At 65.9% G+C, this 21,686-nt stretch carries 16 protein-coding genes; 12 read left to right on the top strand and 4 right to left on the bottom strand.

Going from position 1 to position 21,686, the window contains the following annotated elements; translation table 11 throughout:
* The first annotated feature begins 57 nt into the window (after window positions 1-57).
* From MID12_RS09530 to MID12_RS09505, 6 genes are all read left to right on the top strand, one after another.
* Complete coding sequence (locus tag MID12_RS09530) at window positions 58-1,179, top strand: restriction endonuclease subunit S (RefSeq protein ID WP_263166146.1); 1,122 nt, start codon at window positions 58-60, stop codon at window positions 1,177-1,179.
* Window positions 1,176-4,268, top strand: coding sequence for a type I restriction endonuclease subunit R (locus tag MID12_RS09525; protein WP_263166143.1), 3,093 nt, complete (start codon window positions 1,176-1,178; stop codon window positions 4,266-4,268). The genes MID12_RS09530 and MID12_RS09525 overlap by 4 nt, the downstream gene beginning before the upstream one ends.
* Window positions 4,255-4,977 carry a M48 family metallopeptidase gene (locus MID12_RS09520; RefSeq protein WP_263166141.1) on the top strand — a complete coding sequence of 241 codons (723 nt, stop codon included), beginning with the start codon at window positions 4,255-4,257 and terminating at the stop codon, window positions 4,975-4,977. The genes MID12_RS09525 and MID12_RS09520 overlap by 14 nt, the downstream gene beginning before the upstream one ends.
* Window positions 4,978-5,176: 199 nt before the next feature.
* The gene (locus MID12_RS09515) at window positions 5,177-6,703 is read left to right on the top strand and encodes an ATP-binding protein (RefSeq protein ID WP_263166138.1); all 1,527 of its coding nucleotides are present in this window, start codon (window positions 5,177-5,179) and stop codon (window positions 6,701-6,703) included.
* A gap of 8 nt (window positions 6,704-6,711) precedes the next feature.
* Window positions 6,712-7,572, top strand: coding sequence for an HNH endonuclease (locus MID12_RS09510; protein WP_263166135.1), 861 nt, complete (start codon window positions 6,712-6,714; stop codon window positions 7,570-7,572).
* Window positions 7,573-8,027: 455 nt separating this feature from the next.
* On the top strand, window positions 8,028-9,128 hold the full coding sequence (locus MID12_RS09505) for a tyrosine-type recombinase/integrase (protein WP_263166132.1): 1,101 nt from the start codon (window positions 8,028-8,030) through the stop codon (window positions 9,126-9,128).
* Between the two features lie 306 nt (window positions 9,129-9,434).
* Here the strand turns inward: MID12_RS09505 and MID12_RS09500 are convergent, their stop codons facing one another.
* Both MID12_RS09500 and MID12_RS09495 read right to left on the bottom strand, forming a co-directional pair.
* A complete protein-coding gene (locus MID12_RS09500) occupies window positions 9,435-10,340 on the bottom strand; it encodes a ParB N-terminal domain-containing protein (protein ID WP_411577048.1) in 906 nt (301 codons plus the stop codon).
* Between the two features lie 450 nt (window positions 10,341-10,790).
* Window positions 10,791-11,960: a GNAT family N-acetyltransferase gene (locus MID12_RS09495; protein WP_263166129.1), complete on the bottom strand. Its 1,170-nt coding sequence runs from the start codon at window positions 11,958-11,960 to the stop codon at window positions 10,791-10,793.
* A 525-nt stretch (window positions 11,961-12,485) separates the two neighbouring features.
* Between MID12_RS09495 and MID12_RS09490 the strand changes: the two genes are divergently transcribed.
* From MID12_RS09490 to MID12_RS09470, 5 genes are all read left to right on the top strand, one after another.
* A complete protein-coding gene (locus tag MID12_RS09490; RefSeq protein WP_263166127.1) occupies window positions 12,486-13,013 on the top strand; it encodes a hypothetical protein in 528 nt (175 codons plus the stop codon).
* 74 nt (window positions 13,014-13,087) lie between these two features.
* Window positions 13,088-14,941, top strand: coding sequence for an ABC transporter ATP-binding protein (locus MID12_RS09485; RefSeq protein ID WP_263166125.1), 1,854 nt, complete (start codon window positions 13,088-13,090; stop codon window positions 14,939-14,941).
* Window positions 14,938-16,722 (top strand): ATP-binding cassette domain-containing protein, encoded by a 1,785-nt coding sequence (locus MID12_RS09480; protein WP_263166123.1) that lies wholly within the window; start codon window positions 14,938-14,940, stop codon window positions 16,720-16,722. Before MID12_RS09485 ends, MID12_RS09480 begins: the two co-directional genes overlap by 4 nt.
* A 52-nt stretch (window positions 16,723-16,774) precedes the next feature.
* Complete coding sequence (locus MID12_RS09475) at window positions 16,775-17,737, top strand: NAD(P)/FAD-dependent oxidoreductase (RefSeq protein ID WP_263166122.1); 963 nt, start codon at window positions 16,775-16,777, stop codon at window positions 17,735-17,737.
* Entirely contained in the window at window positions 17,734-18,993 is a 1,260-nt protein-coding gene (locus tag MID12_RS09470) for an ATP-grasp domain-containing protein (RefSeq protein ID WP_263166121.1), read from the top strand. Before MID12_RS09475 ends, MID12_RS09470 begins: the two co-directional genes overlap by 4 nt.
* A gap of 69 nt (window positions 18,994-19,062) precedes the next feature.
* Here MID12_RS09470 and MID12_RS09465 read toward each other — a convergent pair whose 3' ends face one another.
* On the bottom strand, window positions 19,063-20,127 hold the full coding sequence (locus MID12_RS09465) for an SIS domain-containing protein (RefSeq protein ID WP_263166118.1): 1,065 nt from the start codon (window positions 20,125-20,127) through the stop codon (window positions 19,063-19,065).
* Window positions 20,124-20,945 carry a BtpA/SgcQ family protein gene (locus tag MID12_RS09460; protein WP_263166116.1) on the bottom strand — a complete coding sequence of 274 codons (822 nt, stop codon included), beginning with the start codon at window positions 20,943-20,945 and terminating at the stop codon, window positions 20,124-20,126. Before MID12_RS09460 ends, MID12_RS09465 begins: the two co-directional genes overlap by 4 nt.
* Before the next feature lie 25 nt (window positions 20,946-20,970).
* Here MID12_RS09460 and MID12_RS09455 point away from each other — a divergent pair, with 25 nt between their 5' ends.
* A complete protein-coding gene (locus MID12_RS09455) occupies window positions 20,971-21,618 on the top strand; it encodes a peptidase E (protein WP_263166115.1) in 648 nt (215 codons plus the stop codon).
* Window positions 21,619-21,686: the final 68 nt, after the last annotated feature.

The following is a 21,686-nucleotide window of genomic DNA, read 5'->3' as shown; positions in this document are numbered from 1 at the left end:
CGCTTGGGCGGAAACTATCGAAACACTGAGTCGGTGTCTAGGCGTCCGCTCATCAAGATGGGAAACATTGCGCGGGTCAATATGGATCTGTCGCGCATTGAGTACATCCCAGACTCGGAAACGGTTAACCCCTCACATCGTTTGCGATACGGTGACGTGCTTTTCAACACCAGAAACACGCTCGACCTTGTTGGCAAAGTTTCTATTTGGCGTGACGAACTTCCGATCGCTTACTATAACTCCAACATCTTGAAACTCGAATTCAAGCCTGAGTACTGTGGCGATTCGCGGTATTTTGGATACGCGCTAAATTCGGCGGAAAGTGTCGAATCGATCCGAAACTTGGCAACCGGTACAACGAGTGTTGCTGCTGTGTACACGCGCGACCTGCTTAAACTGGAAATCCCGGTTCCGTCAAAGTCTGAGCAGCGCGCAATCGCCGACACGCTTGAGGATGCCGAGCGTTTGATTTCGTCCCTAAGGCTTCTCATTGCCAAGAAGCAGGCGATCAAGCGTGGCATGCTGCAAGAAATTCTAGCTCGCAAGACCGCCCTGAAAGGTTCACTATCATCCGGACGTGACGCTCCACTCGGGGAAGTCACGACCTGGTTGTCAGGGGGAACTCCCAACCGAAACAACCCCGCTTACTGGGGCGGAACGATCCCGTGGATCAGCGCAGCAACGCTTAGGCATTCCCGTGTGCACGATTCCGATCAACATCTTACGGTGGCTGGAGTACGAGCAGGTAGTAAGCTCGCTCCGGCTGGTGCAACTCTGGTCCTCGTGCGCGGCATGGCCTTGCATCGCGAGACGCGCATCGGGATGGCAACTCGGCCGGTCAGCTTTAATCAAGATGTTAAAGCGCTGATCCCTAAGCCCGGTGTCCTGCCTGAGTACCTCGTGTACGCGCTGCAAGCTCGGAGTGCCCGTGTGCTCGACTTGGTGTCGTCAGCTGGGAGCGGAACTGGCGTGCTTGATACACAACTGCTTCAACGCCTTCCTGTCTGGGTTCCCAACGAAACCAACCAGCGCAGGATTGTGGCGGTAATTAACGCAGTCGACCGTAACGTTGAAGCGCTTGATCGTTTGCTCTTCAAGATGCAAGCGATTAGACAGGGCTTTATGCAACAACTCCTTACCGGCCGCACCCGCCTTCCCGTTAAGGAGAGCGCGACATGAGCAACGTCGGTCAGACGGAGCGCAAGACTCAAGAGCGCGTCGTCAAGCTGTTCCGAGCCTCGTTGGGCTACGAGTACCTCGGCAATTGGGAACATCGTGCGGAAAACTCCAACGTCGATATGGAGCTGCTTACTCAAAATCTCCGTGCCCGCGGCTACAGCGACAACCTCATTAACAGGGCGATCGACAAGCTGAAGAGTGACGCCTCGCTCGGGGGTGGCCGCGATCTGTACGAGGCGAACCGGGATGTGTACGGACTGCTCCGGTACGGGGTGAAGGTCAAGCCTGGTACTGGCGAGCAGACGGCGACGGTGAAGCTGGTCGATTGGGAGCACCCCGAAGCCAACCACTTCGCGCTGGCCGAAGAAGTGACGGTGCTGGGGCAGCACACGAAGCGCCCAGACATCGTGCTGTACGTCAACGGCATGGCCTTCGGGACGATCGAGCTCAAGCGCTCGAAGGTCGCCGTCTCTGAAGGCATCCGCCAGAGCATCGGGAACCAGCGTCCCGAGTTCATCCGTTCGTTCTTCACGACGGTGCAGCTCGTCATGGCCGGCAACGACGTGGAGGGGCTGCGTTACAGCGTTATCGATACGCCGGAGAAGTACTGGCTCGCATGGCGTGAACCGTCCGACATCGCCAACCCCCTCGATCGGTCCTTGACGCAGCTCTGCTCAAAGGCGCGCTTGCTTGAGCTGGTTCACGACTTCATGGTCTTCGACGCGGGGCAGAAAAAGACCTGTCGGCACAACCAGTACTTCGGCGTCAAGGCGGCGCAGGAGCGGATCGTCAAGCGCGAAGGCGGCATCATCTGGCATACCCAGGGCTCCGGCAAGTCGTTGACTATGGTGTGGCTGGCTAAGTGGATCCGGGAGTCTCAAGTTGGCACGAACCCACGGGTGTTGCTGATCACTGACCGGACCGAACTGGATGATCAGATTCAGAAGGTCTTCCAGGGAGCCAAAGAGCCCATCTACCGGACCAACAGCAGCGCTGATCTCCTCGCCTCCTTGAATGCGAGCAAAGAGTGGCTGATGTGCTCACTGGTTCACAAGTTCCGTGGCTCGGAAGACGAGGCCGCCCGCGATGCAGCTGAGAGTGAGTTCATTCGTGAGCTCACAGCGACCGTCCCCAAGGGCTTCCAGGCCAAGGGCAACCTATTCGTCTTCGTGGACGAAGCCCACCGTACGCAGTCGGGCAAGATGCACGACGCGATGAAGGCGCTTATGCCCGGTGCCATGTTCATCGGCTTCACGGGCACACCTCTCCTCAAAGAAGACAAGGACACCACTGTCCAGCGGTTCGGCAGCTTTATTCACACCTATAGGTTCAACGAGGGCGTTGCCGATGGTGTCGTGCTCGACTTGCGCTACGAGGCTCGCAACATCGACCAGGACCTGACCTCGCCGGCGAAGGTCGACCAGTGGTTTGAGGCCAAGACCCGAGGCATGACGGACCTCTCGCGCGCCGAGCTCAAGAAGCGCTGGGGCACCGTGCAGAAGATCGCCAGCTCGGAACCACGAGCCCGGGAGATAGTCAACGACATCCTGTTCGACATGGAGACCAAGCCGCGGCTGATGGATGGCCGAGGCAACGCCATGCTCGTCAGTCAGAGCATCTACCAGGCGTGCAAATTCTACGAGCTGTTCATTCAGGCCGGGTTCAAGGGTAAGTGCGCCATCATCACGTCGTACACACCGCAGGCGAGTGACATCGCCAAGGAAGACTCAGGCCACGGCGCGACCGAGCGCTTGCGCCAGTACGAGATCTACCGGCAGATGCTCGCGGATCACTTCAACGAGCCCGCGGACAAGGCGATGGGCAAGGTCGAGCAGTTCGAGAGGGACGTCAAGGAACGTTTCATCAATGACCCGGCTCAGATGCGGCTGCTCATCGTCGTCGACAAGCTCCTAACTGGCTTCGACGCCCCGAGTGCGACGTACCTGTACATCGACAAGAAGATGCAGGACCACGGCCTGTTTCAGGCGATCTGCCGAGTCAACCGCCTCGACGGCGAAGACAAGGACTACGGCTATATCGTCGATTACCGCGACTTGTTCAACTCCCTTGAGTCCGCAATTAAGGACTACACCGGTGCTGCTCTAGAGGGCTACGACAAGAAGGACATCGAGGGGCTGTTGCCAGACCGGCTCGACAAGGCACGGGATGACCTTGATGAGGCTCTGGAGAACATCCGAGCGCTCTGCGAGCCGGTTGAGCCACCAAAGGACACTCTCCAATACCAGCAGTACTTCTGCGCCCGGGAGCAAGGCAACGCCGAGCAGCTCAAGGCCAACGAACCCAAGCGCGTTAGGCTTTACAAGTTTGTGGCGGCCGTGACCCGCGCGTACGGCAACCTCGCCAACGAAATGAAGGCCGCTAGGTACAAGGACGCTGAAGCCGCAGCGATCAAGGAAGAGGTCGCTCACTACGCCAACGTGCGTGAAGAGGTGAAGCTCGGTGCCGGTGAGAATGTTGACTTCAAGCAGTACGAGGCCGGCATGCGACACCTACTGGACACGTACATCAACGCTAGCCCCTCCGAGGTGGTATCTGACTTCCAGAAAGCCGGGCTGGTCCAGTTGATCGTCGAGATGGGGGCTGGCGCGCTCGACAAGCTTCCCGCAGGCATCAAGAAGGACCCGGAAGCGGTAGCAGAAACGATCACCAACAACATGCGCGCGGTGATCATCGACGAGCGTCCGATGAACCCCAAGTACTACGACAAGATGTCGGAGCTGCTCGACGCCATACTCGAAAAACAGCGGCAGGGTGCTCTGGACTACAAGGAGTATCTCGCGAAGCTCCTGGAACACGCGTCCAAACTCGGCAAGGGCGAGTCGGACACCGAGTATCCGGAGTGGGCTGACAATGGGGCTCGTCGTGCTCTGATTGATTTCTTCGGTCCGTCACCGGAATTGGCCGCGGTTGTGGACACCGCTATCCTCCATAGCAAGCCCGACTCGTGGGTAGGTAACACGATGAAGGAGAAGAAGGTTAGACGCGCACTCATTCAAGCGCTGACCGCCGATTTCGACCGACTTGATGAGCTACTGGAATTGCTGAAGGCGCGTCATGAGTACCGCTAGTGCCTCTCTCACCGTCCGTGGCATCGATGTTGACATCATCTACAAGAACATTAAGAACCTGCACATCGGTGTCTACCCACCACTGGGGCGCGTCCGTGTAGCAGCGCCGCACCAGCTCGACGATGAGCAGGTGCGACTTGCTGTAATCCAACGCCTGTCGTGGATCAAAGAGCAACGCGAGCAGTTTCGATCTGCCGAACGGCAGTCCACGCGAGAGATGGTCACAGGCGAGTCCCACTATGTATGGGGCGTTCGTCGCAGGATGAAGGTTGTGGAGCGTCCAGGGCGGGCTCACTTCGAACTAGACGGTGAACGACTGCTGCTATACGTCCCGGTCGGCACAACGGCTGAACGGCGGCGGGACTTGCTGGATCGCTGGTATCGGGAGCAGCTTCGACATGTGCTTCCGGGCCTGATTGCCAAGTGGGAAGCCGTCCTCGAGGTTTCGGTGCCGCGATGGAATCTCAAGCGGATGAAGACCAAATGGGGCTCATGTAATCGTGAGACCGGGCGTATCTGGTTCAACGTCGAGCTTGCGAAGAAACCTCCAGGCTGCCTCGAGTACATCGTCGTCCACGAGATGACGCACTACTTGGAACGCAACCACGATGAGCGCTTCACCAATCTCATGGAGAGGTTCATGCCGAATTGGCGGAGCCTTCGTGATCAGCTAAATGCCGCCCCACTTGCAGAAGAGGAGTGGGCTTGAGGGAGCGGTAGGAGAAGCCCCTCGCACGACGTACCAGCGCAAACAGGATCACGGCGTGGGTCGGCGGCGTGCGCTGCCAGACGGGCACGCGGCCTTGGGCTGATCTCGTCGTGATCGCTCTGTCAGAGCGAGGCGATAGGGTCCAGACTCAGTTCGATCGTAGTGCGGGTGTCCGCCACAGAACCGGAGGCTCGACCCGGTGAAGTTCATTGTCCTACCCCAAGACACACCTGTGCGCTCAGGCCCCGAGGCTGTGGTCCTAGTAGCCGATGACTGGGATGACTTTGGCTTCCGCACCGGCTACACGCTTTGGTACAGGGACTCGCAGACGCAGACGAACCTGGGTTTCGTCAAGATCGCCGTCGCTGGGCAGGAAGACGGTCCCAGCCCCATCCGTGCTGGGGTCTACGATGGCTCGCCACCGGGTGAACTCTTCTCCCTCGGTCAGAGTGATCGCTACTACGACAACATCAAGAAGCTTGGACACGACAGGCGCGAAGAAATCCTTCGCGGGCTCTCTGACGTGGCCTACAACCCCGACCTTCTTGACAGCGCGATGCAGTACCCAGTGACACGATCATCACTACTGCGGACGATCCAGGAACAGACGGTCAGGGCCCAGTTCAACCGGATCGCACGTGGCGGAGTCCGGCTGACCGAGTACCGGTTCCGCTACACCGCACCGGGAAACAGGGCTGAGAGCACTCTCGACTTCGAGGTCGATCCTGACTCCACGCCGTCCAGCAATATTCACGTTCTCATCGGTCGCAATGGAGTTGGCAAGACGACCTTGCTGCGGAACCTTGCCGCTGCGGTTGTCTGGCCCGAGAGGAGCGCGGAATTCGGCCGCGTGGATATGCTCCCGACGTCCGCTTCTGAAACCGGCGAGCGGTTCGTGAACGTTGTCTCGGTCACCTTCAGTGCCTTCGATCCCTTCGTCGAAGTGGTAGAGGAGAGCGATGCCCAAGCGGTGAAGTACACCTACGTTGGCCTCCAAGGCACCTCGCTCGATGATCTACCCGCCGGCACCCAGCAGCAACGACTGCAAGCAGCCTTCAACGCTGGAATCCATGCCGTCATCAACTCGCGCGACCTCATGCGCTGGCGCGAGGCGATAATGCTGTTGAGCCGTGACCCGCAGTTTGCGAACTCCGCCATCGCGGCCTACGCCCGCGACATACGAGCGGGCATGAAAGTTACGGAATCCCACGTGCGGAACTTGACCTCTGCCTTCGGGCGAATGAGCTCAGGCCACGCGATCGTGACACTGACCATGACACAGCTCGTGCATCTCGTGGCTGAGCAGTCCCTAGTGCTAGTGGACGAGCCCGAAGCCCATTTGCATCCACCGCTGCTTGCTTCCTTCATGCAGGCGCTGTCTAGCCTATTGTCCGCGCGTAACGGCGTTGCAGTAGTTGCTACACACTCGCCCGTCGTGCTCCAGACAGTGCCGCAGTCCTGCGTCTACAAACTCATACGCCAGGGCGAGAGCAGCCGCTCCGAGCGCCCGCTGATTGAGACGTACGGCGAGAACGTGGGTGTGCTGACCCATGAGGTATTCGGGCTGGAGGTGATGGAGTCCGGCTTCTATGCGGAGATTGGCAGAGCGGTGGCCGCGCTGGACACGTATGAAGAGGTTGTTGCCCACTTCGACGGCAAGCTCGGCGGAGAGGCAAAGGGGTTGGTCCGGATCCTTCTTGCAGAGAAGACGGATGGTCCTCTTTGATGTGGCCCTTGAAGGTCCCCATGCGGAAGGCGAGTGACAGCTACCAGGCATGTGTCGCTCGTACCAAGGCGGAAGAGCGGCGTGAGCGGCTGCTCAACGCGGCCAACGCTGTGCAGAAGGCTGGCCAGGCGCTGCGTGAGGCTGCGGCTGCCAGGAATCTGCATGACCTTGATCCGAAGGGCTTTAAGGTCCCCGAGATCGCTGATGACGCCTTCGTGGATTGGGCCTACGAGAACGGCATGCAGACCGTCAGGGGGCGGGTGATACGTGACGAGCTGATGGCCGCTCCGCCCAACGAACGATGCCCGTTGTGCAGACAGGGCACCGTTCGCCAACTTGACCACTTCATGCCAAAGAGTCATTTCCCCGTGCTGTGCGTCGATCCGCTCAATCTTGTCCCCGTCTGTGAGCGGTGCAATTTGATCAAGGGGAACAAGCGGCCGGACAGCGCCGAGAACACACTCCTGCATCCATATCTCGACCGGGTATCCCATGAGGGTTGGTTGGATGCGCGATCGATCCACGATTCGGGCACGGTGCGGCTGCGCTTCTTCGTCAGCCCGCCGGCATCCTGGGACGCCACGCTCATCGCGCGGGTCAAGAACCACTTCAGGCTCTTCGAGCTCGGGAAACGCTACGCCATCGAGGCCAACCGCGCGATCTCCGATGTGACGTATAGCGTCGAGAGGCAGCGTAAACGCGGTGGCGCACGCATGGTCCGTGTCTACCTGGAGGATGAAGCGGAGAGCCGGTTCGCCGTAGACCTCAACAGCTGCGAAGGCATCACATACCGGACACTCGCAGCCGACGACCTCTATTGCGAAGGCCCCTCAGGGCAAGGCAGTCCCAGCTCGGTGGGCTCGCTTTGACCAACCAGATTGGGTGTGGCGACGCAGCCCCTCGTCGATCCGGTGCTGTCCGGCGGCTGGCGTCTTCTGACCCGCGCATCCCGGCGCTCCGTAGGCGTGGTGCCCCCGGCGTCCGGGAGAACAGCCAGACCAGCAAGGCCGTTGGCTCGGCCTGGGACTGAAAGACCACGTTCGCTGAAAAGGGCGGATTAATGACAAGCGTCTTGTCCGGTTGTGAGGCGCTGGCGACGATCTCAAGTGCTGGGTCCGGCTGCAGATCGGGGACTGAGGTGGCGAGCGTCTTCCAGAAGTGTAAGCGTGATGTCCGCGATCGGAACTATCCGTGTATGCGCCCAAGATGCGGCCACGTATGGACCGTGCGGTATCGGGAGCCGGGTGGCAGGTGGGGGCGGCAGCGGGAAAAGTCGTTTCCGCGGAGGATCGGCCTGGACGGTGCGGACGCCTTTGCCGCCGGTGTGGAGAAGGACAAGAAGGGCCGCGTCTGCGTCGACCCCGCGCGCGGTGCCATGTCCTTGTCGGTGTGGGCTGAGGAGTGGCTTGATCGACGAGTCGTCGGTGAGGCGACCCGCCGCAACTACGAAGGGTTCGTCCGCAACCATCTCGTGCCGAGCCTTGGTCGTAAGCCGCTGGCTGGGCTGGCGCGGCGGGACTTTGAGAGGTTCGTTAAGGACATCTACCGGGGCGGTGCAGGGCTGGCTGCATCGACAGTGAACGACCGCATGGTGATGGTGGCCGCCATCATGGAGGCGGCCGTCGTCGACAAGCGCATCACGGAGAACCCTGCCCGGGGCACCCGGATATCCCGTAGGGATGCTGTGGCGGTGGACGAGGACGAAGTTCCGACGCCAGTCGAGGTGGATCTGATCGCGGAGCACATCGCACCACAGTTCCGGCTCACCGTTTACCTGCAGTCCGGCACAGGCCAGCGCCCCAGCGAAGCCCTGGCCTTCTCCACCGAGTGCAGGCGGCGTGGCTTTGTCAGGATCCGATGGCAGGTCAGCTCCAAGGCGCACCGTGAGGACTGCCAGTCACCCTTCGTTCCCCTCAAGCATCGGCTGGAGAAGGAGTGCCGAGACGTGCCAACCGCCCTGTTCGTCGAGCAGGAGATCGACGCTCATCTCCTCAAGTGGAAGCCGGTTCCCGTGGTCTTCACCGGTCAGAAAGGCAAGCGGATTCGGCTCGAGACCTACTTTGCTCCGCGTCCGCCTGGCGTTGGCGCGATGCCGTCCATCTCCTCCTACGGCTACCAGTTCAAGAAGGCATGTCTCTCGGCCGGCCTGGTCGATCTGGACGGCAATGCCAAGTACACGCCTCGTAGCCTGCGGCACTTCTTCGCCTCCACCGCCCTAGCCAACGGTGTGCCGATCCACGAGGTGTCGCGCTGGCTGGGCCACCGCTCGGTCAAGACCACGGTCGATATCTACGGGCATCTGCTGCCCAGCGCGTGGGATCGCTGCCGGGAAGTCCTACAGCACGCCATGCGACCCGCATCCCCGGACGCGACGTTCCTGCCGGCGAAGGAGGCGAGCTGGAGCGCCGGCACCCGAGCTGCGTAGGCGTACGAGGGGCGTCTGGCCTACATGGTGCTGGGATAGAACGCCCGTGCTGGGATGGTGCTGGGATGACCCCTGCAAAACCAGCGTTTCCGCAGGTGGGAGCCCTGTACTACGGATTTCGGTTCAATGTGTAGCGGATGATGCCGCTCCGCTCTCGCTGATCCGGCGGAGGCAGTAGTTCACCTGGGGTCCGACTCTTCGGAGTCGGACCCCAGGTGTGTGCCTGTTTCGAGTTCGGTCCCGGGACATCCGGGACGCTTGCGACGGGGGCGAAATCGTACCGGCAATGCGCTGCCCCCTTGCTCGCTAACCGATTGCCGCGTGGCTCTCGCCGCGGGCTCCTTTCAGTTCTTCGGTGAATTCCTCCCATGCCCGTGCGTTCGCCTGCGCGACCTGGAGGACGCTCTCCACGCAATGGGGCGGGATGTTGCTGAGCAAGGCCTGCCAGTTCTCTCGTTCCGGCTGGCTGCTCAGCCAGTTCAGCAGGACGCGTCCCATCTCGCTGAACCGCAGGGACGGGTCCTTGCGGAGTTTCTGCAGGGCGGTCCAGTCCGCCACGGGGTCCTTCGGGATGACCGTCCGGGCCGAATGGGGAGCGACTGCCTTCTGCGGGGTTTCCGCGTTCTTCTTCGTCCGGCGCTGACTGGAGGGCACCGGATCCTGTCCGTAGCGCAGCCTGTCCCGTACGTCCATCACGGTGGACGGAGCCAGGCCCGCGGCCCTGGCTATCTCCCGCAGCGACGCATCGGGATTTTCGAGCAGCAATGCCGCGGCGAGTTCCCGGCCGCTGGCGCTGTTCAACGGGCGGACCCGGCCGTCGCGCCCCACCCTTGAGGACTCGCGCTCATTGTTGTCGGTGAGCTGGTCCCGCACGGCTCTCACCGATCGTGCCGACAGCCCGGTGATCGGAGATATGGCGCGGTCCGAGAGTTCGGGATGCTCCGTGACGATGCGCGCGGCTGCCGCTTTCCGATCGGAAAGTGAGAGGGGTAAGCCGTGCCGTACATTCATCTCGACTGCGATGACAAAGGCGTCCTCGGCGGCCCCGTCGAAGAAGCGGACGTCTATGGACTTGTCGCCTCTCGATGCGGCGGCGCGTAATCTGTGCATTCCGTCGATCACGCGCATGGTGGCCCGGTGCACGACTATGGGAGGGAAGTGCACATCGGACTCTACGAGCAATCGGATGTGATCAGCACGTTCGCCCTCCAGGCGAGGTGAATCCGCAGGGAGGATGGAGCTGATAGGGATTCGTACGACTGGGTTCCGTTCCAGGAGTGCGGCCAGCCGTATATCATCTTCGTGCAGTGTCAAGGCGGTTCCCCGTTATTCGCGGCGCACAGTTGCAGTCGTTCAGCCGCAGATATCCATGCGGCCAAGCAGCCTGGATATGCATCGGCAAAAGCTGATCACGGATACTTCCGGTGCGCAACCGCTTGCAATGTTTTCGGCCAAAGAATGCCGGGCTGCTGGCGAGATCCGGTCGGCGTTCTTGAAATGTGCATGCAGAATGCAAACGCGACGCAAGGGATGTGAAGACCTGGGCGTCTCTCGCCGCATCGCGTATGCGAGCGGGAAACCGGATTATCGTCCGGTAAAGCTGAACGTCGCGTTCCGGTGAACGCTTTGTCGACGAGGCGGCGCCGGGTGTCGCCGCCGGTATCAAGAAAGCGGACTCGTCCTTATCGCCTCGACGAACCGGGCCGCCTCACCGGCTGGCAGGGCCGCAGCCAGCCGGGTCGCCCGGTCGAGTACGGCGCTCCCGCGGACCGACACTCCCGGGGCGAGGGCCCACAGCGGACGGACGCGAGCCCCTCTGCGGCATTTCGCCTCGTACGACTCCGTGCCCAGGTGGAGGCGGCGCAGGCCCCGCTCGTAACAGTATTGGAGCGGGGCGTGCAGCATGACCTGGGCGTACGTCGCGGAGTCCTGAGCTGTGGCGTAGTCGAAACCCACCAGGCGCAGGCTCAGTTCGGTGCCCCAGTCGTAGCAGAGGGAGAAGCCGACCAGGCGTCCCTCCGCGTCTCGGGCCTCGAAGACGACGGAGAGGTCGTCGAGGTGCTCGGCCTGCCGCCGCAGGGAGGAGCGCTGCTGTTCGACGGTCTCGTCGTGGCCGTATTTCCACTGCACCTGGGCGAGGAGGGAGGCTCCCTCCTCGCAGACCTCGGACAGCCGGGTGCGGCGGATTCGCAGACCGCTCTCCTCGAACCGCCGCATCTCCCGCTGCCAGTTGGTCCGGCGCTGCCGGGTGGGCAGTGAGTGGCGCAAGTCCTCGGGACTCTCCCCGATGAGGTCGACGACGCAGTCCGCGCCCACCAGATGGATCTCCTCCGCCGAGAGCGGTCCGAGCAGACGGGCGGCGGCGACGGCGGTGTCCACCGCGTCCGGGGTGAGATAGGGCCACCACCAGCGGCCTTCGGCCTGCGGCAGCTCCTCCAGGGCGTGAGCCAGCAGTTTCGCGGTGTGTTCCGCCGCCGCGGCCTCCGACCGGCCCGGTGCGGCCAGCAGAGCGGAGCAGTAGCCGCGCCGGCCGCCGACCGTCAGGGCGGGTCCGCCGCCCTGAGCCCCGAGCAGGGTCGCGGGTTGGTAGCCGCTGTGCGGCTCCCGCGGGTTCCAGTGTGTGGGCAGGCCCGCGACCAGGTCGGGTCCGTCCTCCAGCGCGAAGTAGTGCGGTTCGCCGGTGGGACTGGTGTCGACGAAGCGGAGCCAGTGGGAGGAGAGGTAGAAGGGGGCTCCCTGCGCGAGGGCGTCCCAGCCCGGCAGGTCGTCCGCTCCGCGGACATGCCGTACACCCACGGTGTTGTCCGTCGAGGCGAGGCCATCTCTGGTCATCTCTGTCCTTCTCTCAGCCGGGACGTGGCCGTCCTGGGGCAGGGCCCGGGTCAAGTCGCCGCTCGCGTCGATGAGTCGGATGCCTGTCCGGGCCGACCGCGAGCGGATGGCCGTGGACCGTTTCCCGGAAGTTCTTCGCGCGCGGGCGCGAGTGGCGAGGCGGGCGGGGACCGGCCGGTCGATGAACTGCCCTTGCCCGCGGGGCGGTTCACCGGTACGGAGCCCCGCCGCGGGGCCGCTCGTCGGGACGGGGTGCCCTGGCCCGGGGCGGCTGTGCGGCTCCGGGTGCTGAACCTGCGTGCCCGGAGGGTGGGGCAGGACCCGACCGGTCCGTAACGGTACATGCGGACCCGATCCCCGTCCGGACCGGACGGCTCGAACACGGCCCGAGGCCTGTTCCGTTGCTCCGTCACTCGGCTGTTCCACTGTTCGACTGCGGAGCCTCCGCAGTCGAACACCGTCGGCCGCGTTCGGGGTCCCGGCGAACATGGACAGTTCTTGCTTCCTTGGCCCATATTGAGCGCCATGACAAAGCAGGGCGCCGATTTGTCCGACGGGTGGTCGATCGCCGCTGACGCTGCTGAAGTACACGAACTGCTCTGCGCTTCGGATGTCTTTGTCGCCGCGACCTACGGAACTCCGGTGCCGCGGCGAAACCGGGAGAGCACCGACGGGCTGGTGTCCGCGGGAGCCGTGCATCTTCTCCGGCAAGGCGGCGTGGCGACAGGCATGTTCACCCTGACGTGGGCACCGTCGTTCACCACCGGTACGGACATCTTCCCCGATACCGCCAAGCCGATCTACATGCAGCGGATGGCCGTGCTCCCGGACCGGGTCACCGGCGGGGAATTGACGGGCCTGATGTGCGTGCGCCGGGCCATGGAAGCGGCGCTCGAATACGGGGCGACGGCCATTCGGGCCGAGACCAATCCCGATCTCACGAACACCCTGCTGCTCATCGAGCAATTCGGGTTCCGGCCCTATGGACCCGTCCTTGCCGACGGCGGCGTGCGCCGTATCCATCTGCAGAACGACCTCGAAATACCAGAGTAGTGATGGAACGATGCCGACCGAAGGCGGTTCGGGACGCCGCGGCCAGGCTGCGGGACCGTTGGCGTCTGGCGGGAATGCTCCGTGCGGCGGGTCTGCCGGCCTTCGCCGGGCTGACCGTCGTCGATCTCGCGCTCGCCCTGCTCCCCACGGGCACCGGCCTGATGACGGGCGCCCTGGTCTCCCGTCTCGTGTCCGATCCGGACGACGGCCACACACTCACCTTGCTGACCCTGGCCGTCGGCGCGCTGATCTTCGCCTCGCAGGCGTTCGAGTTCCTCCACTCGGCGCTGCGCGTCGTGGCGGCCCAACGGGTGAACGCCCACCAGCGGCTGCGGATGGGCGACCTGGCGACCCGATCCGACGGCATCGCGGGCCTGGAGGAGCCGGCCGCCCAGGACGATCTCGCCCTGGCGGTGATGAAAGGGCTCCCGAACTGGGTGTTCTACACCGTGGGCACCGGAGCGGCAGGCCAGCTCACGATCATGACCCGGACCGTCGGAGCCTGCGCCGCGGCCGGTGTCCTCGCGGTCTTCTCCTGGCCGATGGCGCTGTGCATGTTGGCGGTCTCGCTGTTCGTACGGTCCTCCACCCGCCGGCAGTGGATGAAGCAGCACGCCGAAGTCCGCGGGTGGGCGCCCGAGATGCGCCGGGAGGACTACTTCACCCAGGTCGCCGCGGCTCCGTGGGCCGCGAAGGAACTGCGCGTCTTCGGTCTCGCCGCATGGGCGATCGGCCGGTACCGAGAGGTCACCGGTAACCGGGTGGACGGAACGGCCTCGGTGCGCCGGGGCCTTCTGCTGCGACTGCGGTGGCACTTCGTTCTGCTTACCGTCGCCGCGGCGGGCGGACTGGCCCAGCTCGGTCTCTCGGCGGCGTCCGGACGGATCTCCGCCGGCCAACTCGCCGTCCACCTGGGGGCGTTCTGGGGTGTCCTCGCGGTCAGCCGCTGGGACACGGAGGCGTACGACGTGGAGTTCGCCGGCATGCCGGCGCTGCACGCGGCCGACCGGCTTGCCGAGCGGTTCACGGCGCGGGACCGCTCGTCGGCCACACCCGGTCCCGCGCACCGGGCACGCGGTGGGCCCGCGGGTGCGGAGGAGGCCGCGGCCATCCCCCCTCTGGTGCGGTTCGACGCGGTGGACTTCCGGTACGAGGGATCGCAACGCACAACCCTGCGCGGCCTGGACCTCGAGATCAGGCCCGGCGAGCTGCTGGCCCTGGTCGGCGTCAACGGGGCGGGCAAGACGACGCTGACCAAACTGCTGGCCGGGCTGTACCAGCCCACGGCAGGAGCGGTCACCGTCGACGGGGTGCCGCTCACCGAGGTCGATCCGGAGGCGTGGCGGGCGCAGATCACCGTCGTCTTCCAGGAGTTCACGCGCTACGAGATGTCCCTGCGGGAGAACGTGGTCCAGGGCGCCCCCGGCCACCCGGCGCCGGCCCGGCTCCTGGAGGACATCGCGGAGCAGGCGGGCATCACCGACCTCGTCGAACGAGCGCCCCTGGGCTGGGACACGCCGCTGGCGCGCGGGTACACGGACGGCATCGACCTCTCCGGCGGACAGTGGCAGCGTGTGGTGCTGGCGAGGGCGCTGTACGCGACCGCGTGCGGTGCCCGGCTCCTGGTCCTCGACGAGCCGACCGCGCACCTCGACGTCCGGGCTGAACTCGACGTCTTCTCCCGGGTGATGAAACACGCCGGGAAGACGAGCGTGGTGCTGATCTCCCACCGGCTGTCCACCGTACGCAGGGCCGACCGGATCGCCGTGCTCGACGGCGGTCGGGTGGTCGAGACGGGCACCCATGACGAACTGCTGGCCCTCGACGGCCAGTACGCCGACATGTTCCACCTGCAGGCGGCCCGCTTCGCCGCCGACGACGCGCTGCCCGAGCCCGCCGAGAGCGACAACGAGGTGACCTCCCCATGACCCGCGGACAGGTGCTGCGCCGGCTCTTCGGGCTCTCGTGGCAGCGGCACCGTGGCTGGGTCCTGGCGTTCGCCGTCCTCGCGGTGGCCGACGTACTGGCCACCGGGGCCTTCGCGCTCACCCTGCGGATGCTGATCCAGAGCGCACTCGACGAGCGCATGCAGGACGCGCTCATCGCCACCGCCGGCGCCGCGCTCAGCTACGCGGTGACGGTTGTCGGGGCCTCCGCCCGGCTGAACGTCGTCAACCTGCTCGACGAGGCGATCGGGGTGGACCTGGACGAGCGGATCCTGGGTCTCATCGCCGGACTGGACGGCATCGAGCACCTCGAACGCCCCGAGTACGCGGACCGGATCGCGATGGTGCGCGGCAGCGGAGACGTCATCGCCCGCTGCGGGTGGGTGCTCCTGGACGGCGTGACGATGGTGGTCAGGCTGCTCGTGGTGCTCGCCATCCTGGCGCTGACCGCTCCGGTGCTGCTCGTCCTCGCCCTGCTGCTCGTACCGGCGCTGTGGTTGCCCCGCCGAGGACAGCGCGGGATCCGGAAGGCGGCCGTCGCGGTAGCGCAGGATGTCCGGCAGGCGGAGCACCTGCATACCCTGCTGACCGAGGCGACGCCCAACATGGAGGTGCGGATCGCCGGGGCGGGGCCGGGGCTGCAGAAGCAGGGCCGGGAGGTGTGGGACCGGATCATCCGCACCCAGGCCCGCGCCCAGTGGGCGAGTGCCGGTCTCGGCATCGCCGGGTGGGCGGTCTTCTCCCTGGGATACGTGGCGGCCCTGCTGCTCATCGTGCACGACGTGTCCTCGGGGCGGGCGGAGCCCGGTGACGTCCTGCTGCTGGTCACTCTCACCAACACGCTCCGCGCCCAGGCCGAGGGCGTCGTACGGTCCCTGCAGCGCACCACCGACGGCATGAGCGCGCTGGACGCCTTCCTGTGGCTCGAGGACCACGCGGCGGCCCACCGCTCCGGCGAGTCCGGGGCCCGGGTGCCGGACCGGCTGACCGACGGCATCACGCTGGCCGGGGTGTCGTTCCGGTACCCGGGCACGGACGCCCCGGTACTCCAGGGGATCGACCTCCGTCTGCCGGCCGGTTCGACCGTCGCGGTCGTGGGGGAGCACGGGGCGGGCAAGAGCAGCCTCGTCAAGCTGCTCGCCAAGTTCTACGAGCCGACCGAGGGCACCGTCCTCGTCGACGGTGTCCGGCTGGACGAGATCCCCGCCGGGCAGTGGTGGTCCCGTACGACCGCCAACTTCCAGGACTTCGCGCGGTTCCTGTTCCTTGTGCGGGAGTCGGTCGGCGTGGGGGATCTCAGCGCGGCCGACCAGCCCGACCGGCTGGCCCGGGCGATCGCCGACGGGGACGCGGAGGAGATCGTCGCCGGACTCCCGGACGGTCTGGACACCCAGCTCGGCCGCGTGTTCGACGGGGAGGAGCTGTCGACCGGTCAGTGGCAGCGGGTGGCCCTGAGCCGCGCCCATATGCGGACCGCCCCGCTGCTGTGCGTCATCGACGAGCCGACCGCCTCCCTGGACGCGCGCAGTGAATACGCGGTCTACCGGCGGCAGATGGCGCTGGCGAAGCGTCTCGGTGAGCGTTACGGGACGGTCACCCTGGTGGTCTCCCACCGGTTCTCCACCGTTCAGATGGCAGATCTGATCGTGGTCGTCGAGGGCGGCTCCGTGGCGGAGATGGGCGATCACGAGGAACTGATGGCAGTGGGCGGCGTGTACGCGGACCTGTTCCGCATGCAGGCGGCCGCCTTCCGGAACGGATGAACGGGCCGCGGGCCGTACCGGATCGGCCCGCGCAGGCTACAGAAGGAGAATCGTGTCCTCCCCTCCCCATGATGTGGTGGTCATCGGCGCCGGAGCCGCGGGTCTGACCGCGTCGGTCATGCTCGCCCGCGCCAAGTTGCGGGTGCTGGTGGTGTCGACGGAGAACCGGCGCAACTCGTGCGTCGACGCGGTGCACAACGTGCCCTACGCGGAGGGGGTCTCGCCGGCGCAGCTGTACGGCAGCATGGAGGCGACCGCCGAGGAGTACGGCGTCGACTTCGTATGGGACGAGGTCCTGGAGGCCGAGGCGGGTGACGCCGGTGTGGCCGTGCGGACCCGTGGCGGCGGCCGCCATACGGCCGACCGCCTGCTGCTGGCGACCGGGCCGATCGACGAGCTGCCCTCCTGGCTGCCCGAGGGCGTCTGGGGCAAGACCGCCTTCGAATGCCCCTTCTGCCACACCCACGAGCACGACGGAAAGCCGTTCGCGTCGGTCGGCACGGGACTGGAGGCCATCGGCATGGCCCTGATGTCCATCCAGTACGCGACGACCATGACCGCTGTCGTCTCGGACGAGAGCGCCGCCGGGACCCCCATGGCGGAGCGCCTGCGCCAGGCCGGCGGCACCGTCCTCGTCGACGAGATCACCGGGGCCGACCGGGACGCGGGAGGCTCGATGACCCTTCACACCAAGGGGGGTGCCGAAGTGGCCGCAGGGGCTCTGCTGATTCCCGGGGTGAAGAAGCACAACCTCCGCTTCGTTCCCCAACTGGGCCTGGAGCTGAACCAGAACGGCGGCATCAGCACGACGACGCTCGGCCAGACCGCGAACCCCCGCGTCTGGTGTGCCGGCAACGGCTCGGGGAACGGGCCGTACTTCATGTGGACCGGGGCGGCCGCCAGCGGTATCAACGCGGCCCGTTCCATCTGCGAGGACATCGCGTTCGGCCCGCTCCTCGACTCGTACTGGACCCAGGTCAAGAAGACCCCCGGCGAACAGGGACAGAAAGCATGACGATGAACGTTCTGTTGGTGAGGTACAGCCCGTACTGGGCGGCTCCCGTGCTCGACCGCGACGACGTCGCCCTCTACGTCGTGCACGAGCGGACCCCTCAGCCACTCGCCGCCGACGCCCTGGCGCGCTTCGAGAAGGTCTACTACGTCTCCTCCTTCGACGCGCTCGAGGAACTCAGCGCCGTCGCGGCGGACCTCGTCAGCGAGGGCGTCGGCATCGACAAGGTGATGTCCTCCAACGAGTTCAGCCAGTACGCCGCCGCCTACCTGGCCCATCTCCTCTCCGCGGACCAGCCCTCGACCTCCGTGGTGCTCGCCACGCGCGACAAGCGCCTGATGAAGCGGCGGGCCCGTGAGGCGGGGCTGCACACGGCCCGCACCTGCTCCGTGCCGGACCCGGCGTCCCTGGCGGACGGCGACGACGCCCTCGTGGAACTGGAGAGCTCCGTCGGCTACCCGGCCGTCGTCAAGCCCGCCAACGGCTGGGGCACCGTGTCCACCACGGTCGTCCGGGACCGCGAGGAACTCCGGGCCGCTCTCAAGGACTTCCGGTACGCGCCGGAACTGCGCTCCCAGCACCTGCTGGCCGAGGAGTACATCGACGGCGAGGAGTTCCACGTCGACGCCGTCTGGCGGGACGGCGAGCCGTGGGTCTTCTGCGTCAGCCGCTACGTCACCCCGCCGCTGCAACTGCGTGAGGGCACCGGCCCCGGCCTGTCGGTCCTGCTCGACGAGGACGACCACGCCGGTCTGTACGCGGAGGTCCGGGAACTGCACCGGCGGCTCAACGAACAGCTCGGCCTGACACGGGGCCCGACGCACCTGGAGTTCTTCCGCGAGCACGGCACGGGCCGGCTGGTGTTCTCCGAGATCGCCAGCCGCCTCGGCGGCCTCACCGTGGCACAACTGGTCGGAGCCGCCGTCGGCGTCGACGAGCGGGAGATCGCCGCGCACGAGCTGCTCGACGGCGCCCTCTCCGAACTGCCGCTCGCCAAGAGCCGGTTCCGGTACGTGGGCATGCTCAACATCACTCCGCCCCGCTCCGGCCGTGTGACCCGGATACCGGCCCGCGACGAACTGCTCGCCCACGACCACGTCCTCGACGTCTCCATCGGCCCCGGCGTCGGCTCGGAGGTGACCCTGGGGCAGTCCTCCGCCAGCGTCTGCGTCATGGTCATCTACGGCGCCGACAGCGAGGACGAACTGCTGCAGATCGGCGCCGAACTGGCGAAAGCCCACCCGGTCGAGGTCGAGTAGCCCACCGGGCCCGCGGTGTCCGCCCAGGAGAAGGGCGGACACCGCGGGCGGGGCGGGGTGCCCGTTGCCTCAGCGACCCGAGAAGGGCACCCGGCCCCGTGCGTCCGCGAGCGCGGCACCGAACAAGCCCGCGAAGATGTGGTCTACCAGCGGACTCCACTCCTCACGCATCCCGCCGTACGTGGGCAGCAGTCGATGGGCGGCACCCACAGCGGAGTCGTCGTGCCGGGCGACGGCGACGACCCGGCGCCCGATCTCGGTACCGCGGACGATCAGGTCGACGGCGCGGGAGTGGCTGCGACCGGGCGGGGCCAGCACGAGCAGCGGGCAGTCGCCGGGCAACGCGAAGCGCTCCACGTGCCACCACTCCTCCAGGTCCTGGGCGAACGCGGGGAGCGCGCAGGCCTCCACCACCTTCGCCGCCGCGTACTTGGCGGTGCCTGCCTGGGGGCCGGTACCCGTCACCACCAGTGGACCGGGATCCGCCGCCACCTCCTGGGCCAGCTCCCGACACGGCGCCTCCAGCGCCTCGGCGGTCGCCGCCACGGCGTCGGCGGCGGCGCACAGTTCGTCAAGGAGCGGCCGCACGGGCTGCCGCGCGGAGCCGAGGCGCACGGCGGTGACGAGGAGCGCGGTCAGACATGCCTGGTAGGTGACGATGCCCGGCGACGCCTGCCGCGGGCCGGTCGGGGCGATCACCCCGGTGTCCGCGGCCCGCGTCACGGGACTGCCTTCCGACACGGTCACCGCGACGGTCGGCGAGCCCCGGTGCGCGGCCTCCTCCAGCACACGTGTCACGGCCCTGCTGCCGCCGGACGCGGAGATCCCGACGACCAGGGTGTCCCGCCCGTCGCCGCCGGGACCGACCGCGCCGTAGTCGAGGAACCGCTGGGCGTTCAGCGGCTCGCAGGTGAGACCGGAGAAGCTCGCGAAGGCCAACTCCGCCGCCCGTGCTGCGTGATAGGAGTCCCCGTTGCCGGTGAGCACCACCCGGCGCACTCCGCGGGCCGTCCCCTCCAGTGTCCCGTCCGCGGTCGCCCGGGCCAGGTGGTCGACCACCTGGGTGAGCTCCGACGCCAGGGACCGGGTCTGGCGCCGCATCTCCTCGGTCGTATAAGCCTGGTGCGCGGTCACGCGGCGTCCTCCAGCGAGCGCAGGATGTCCATATAGGCGGCGACCTTGTCCACCTGGATGCGGCCCTTCCATCCGTTGAAGCAACTGCTCACGAACGCCCCGTCGGCGTGCGCCATGAGCCGCGCCGCGTTCTCGTGGTCGGTGTGGCCCGCGAGGAAGACCGGAACCCCGGGTGCCGTCCGCCTGACCGCGGCGATGGTCTCGAGCGTCCGCTCCTCGTCCTTACTGCCCAGGCACACCACATCGGCGCCGACGAAAGCCGCCTGACGGGCTATCGACTCCGTCGGTACGCCGCCGCCGAGCCACTGGAAGTGCATCGAGTCCACGTCGGCGATGACCTGGACGTCCCACGCGTCGATCTTCCGCCGGTACTCCATCACGTCGAGCGGGTCCGCCTGGACCAGGCCGTGGGTGCTGACGGTGGCGCCCACGACGGCGGTCGCACGCACGAAGTCGCCCCCGCAGACCTTCGCCACCGCGAGCGACGCCTTCGTGGCGTGCCGCATGAGTTGCACCCCGATCCGGAAATCGTCGCCAGTGGCCTCCCGGGCGGCCCGGGCGATCACGCTCATCGACGCGATCCGGGCAGGGTCGGACTCGTCGCGGGTGGAGTAGACCCGGTCGACGGTCTGCAGGAGGGCGCCATGAGCGCCGCCCTCGTACAGCGCCCGCACGGATGCCACGGCGTCGTCGAGGATCCGGTCGAAGGAGCCGGCCTCGTGGAAGGGAGTGCCGGGCAGCGGATCGAGGTGGACGACGCCCAGGCACACCTTGCCCGGTCGGCCGCCGGCCGCCCCATTGTTCTCAACCTGACTCAAGGGATCACCTCGTATACTGCGCGTTATGCTTCTTTATCTTTCTTCATTTCGCATCGGGAATCGGCCCGAGGAGTTGCAGCGCCTGCTCGCCGGACGTACCCGCACGGCACTCGTGATGAATGCCTATGACTTCCAGGACGCGGACTCCAGGAATGCCTCCCTGCAGCGCGAGGTCGCGGAACTGCAATCGGTGGGACTTGCTCCGGAGGAACTCGACCTCCGCGACTATTTCAGTGGTGACCGTTCGCTCCGGAAAACTCTGGAGAACTTCGACCTGGTGTATGTGCGAGGTGGGAACACCTTCGTCCTGCGCCGTGCTCTCCTGCACAGCGGCGCCGACGAACTGCTGCCGGAACTCCTGGCCTCCGACGCCCTGGTCCTCGGCGGATACAGTGCCGCCGCGGCCGTCGCGGGCACCACCCTGCGCGGCATCGCCGGCCACGTCGACGACCCGGACCACCTTCCCGCGGGCTACCCCGAGGGCCCTCCGCTGTGGGACGGGCTCGGACTGCTGCCCTTCGCGGTCGCTCCCCACTACCGCTCCGACCACCCCGAGACCGAGGAGATCGAGCACACCGTCCAGTACTACATCGACCATCACGAGCCGTTCGTGGCGCTGCGGGACGGCCAGGCGATCGTCGTCGACGGCGACGGTGTACGGGTCGTCGGCTGACCGCCGCCCGGCCGTGTCCGCAACGTCGTGCCTGCCCCGCGTGCTCCGGGCGAGCGACGGGACTTTGC

This window comes from Streptomyces sp. SCSIO ZS0520 (assembly GCF_025643355.1).
Taxonomy (GTDB): domain Bacteria; phylum Actinomycetota; class Actinomycetes; order Streptomycetales; family Streptomycetaceae; genus Streptomyces; species Streptomyces physcomitrii.
Note: the sequence above shows the minus strand (reverse complement) of the source record. Positions and strands in the feature narration are given on the sequence as shown.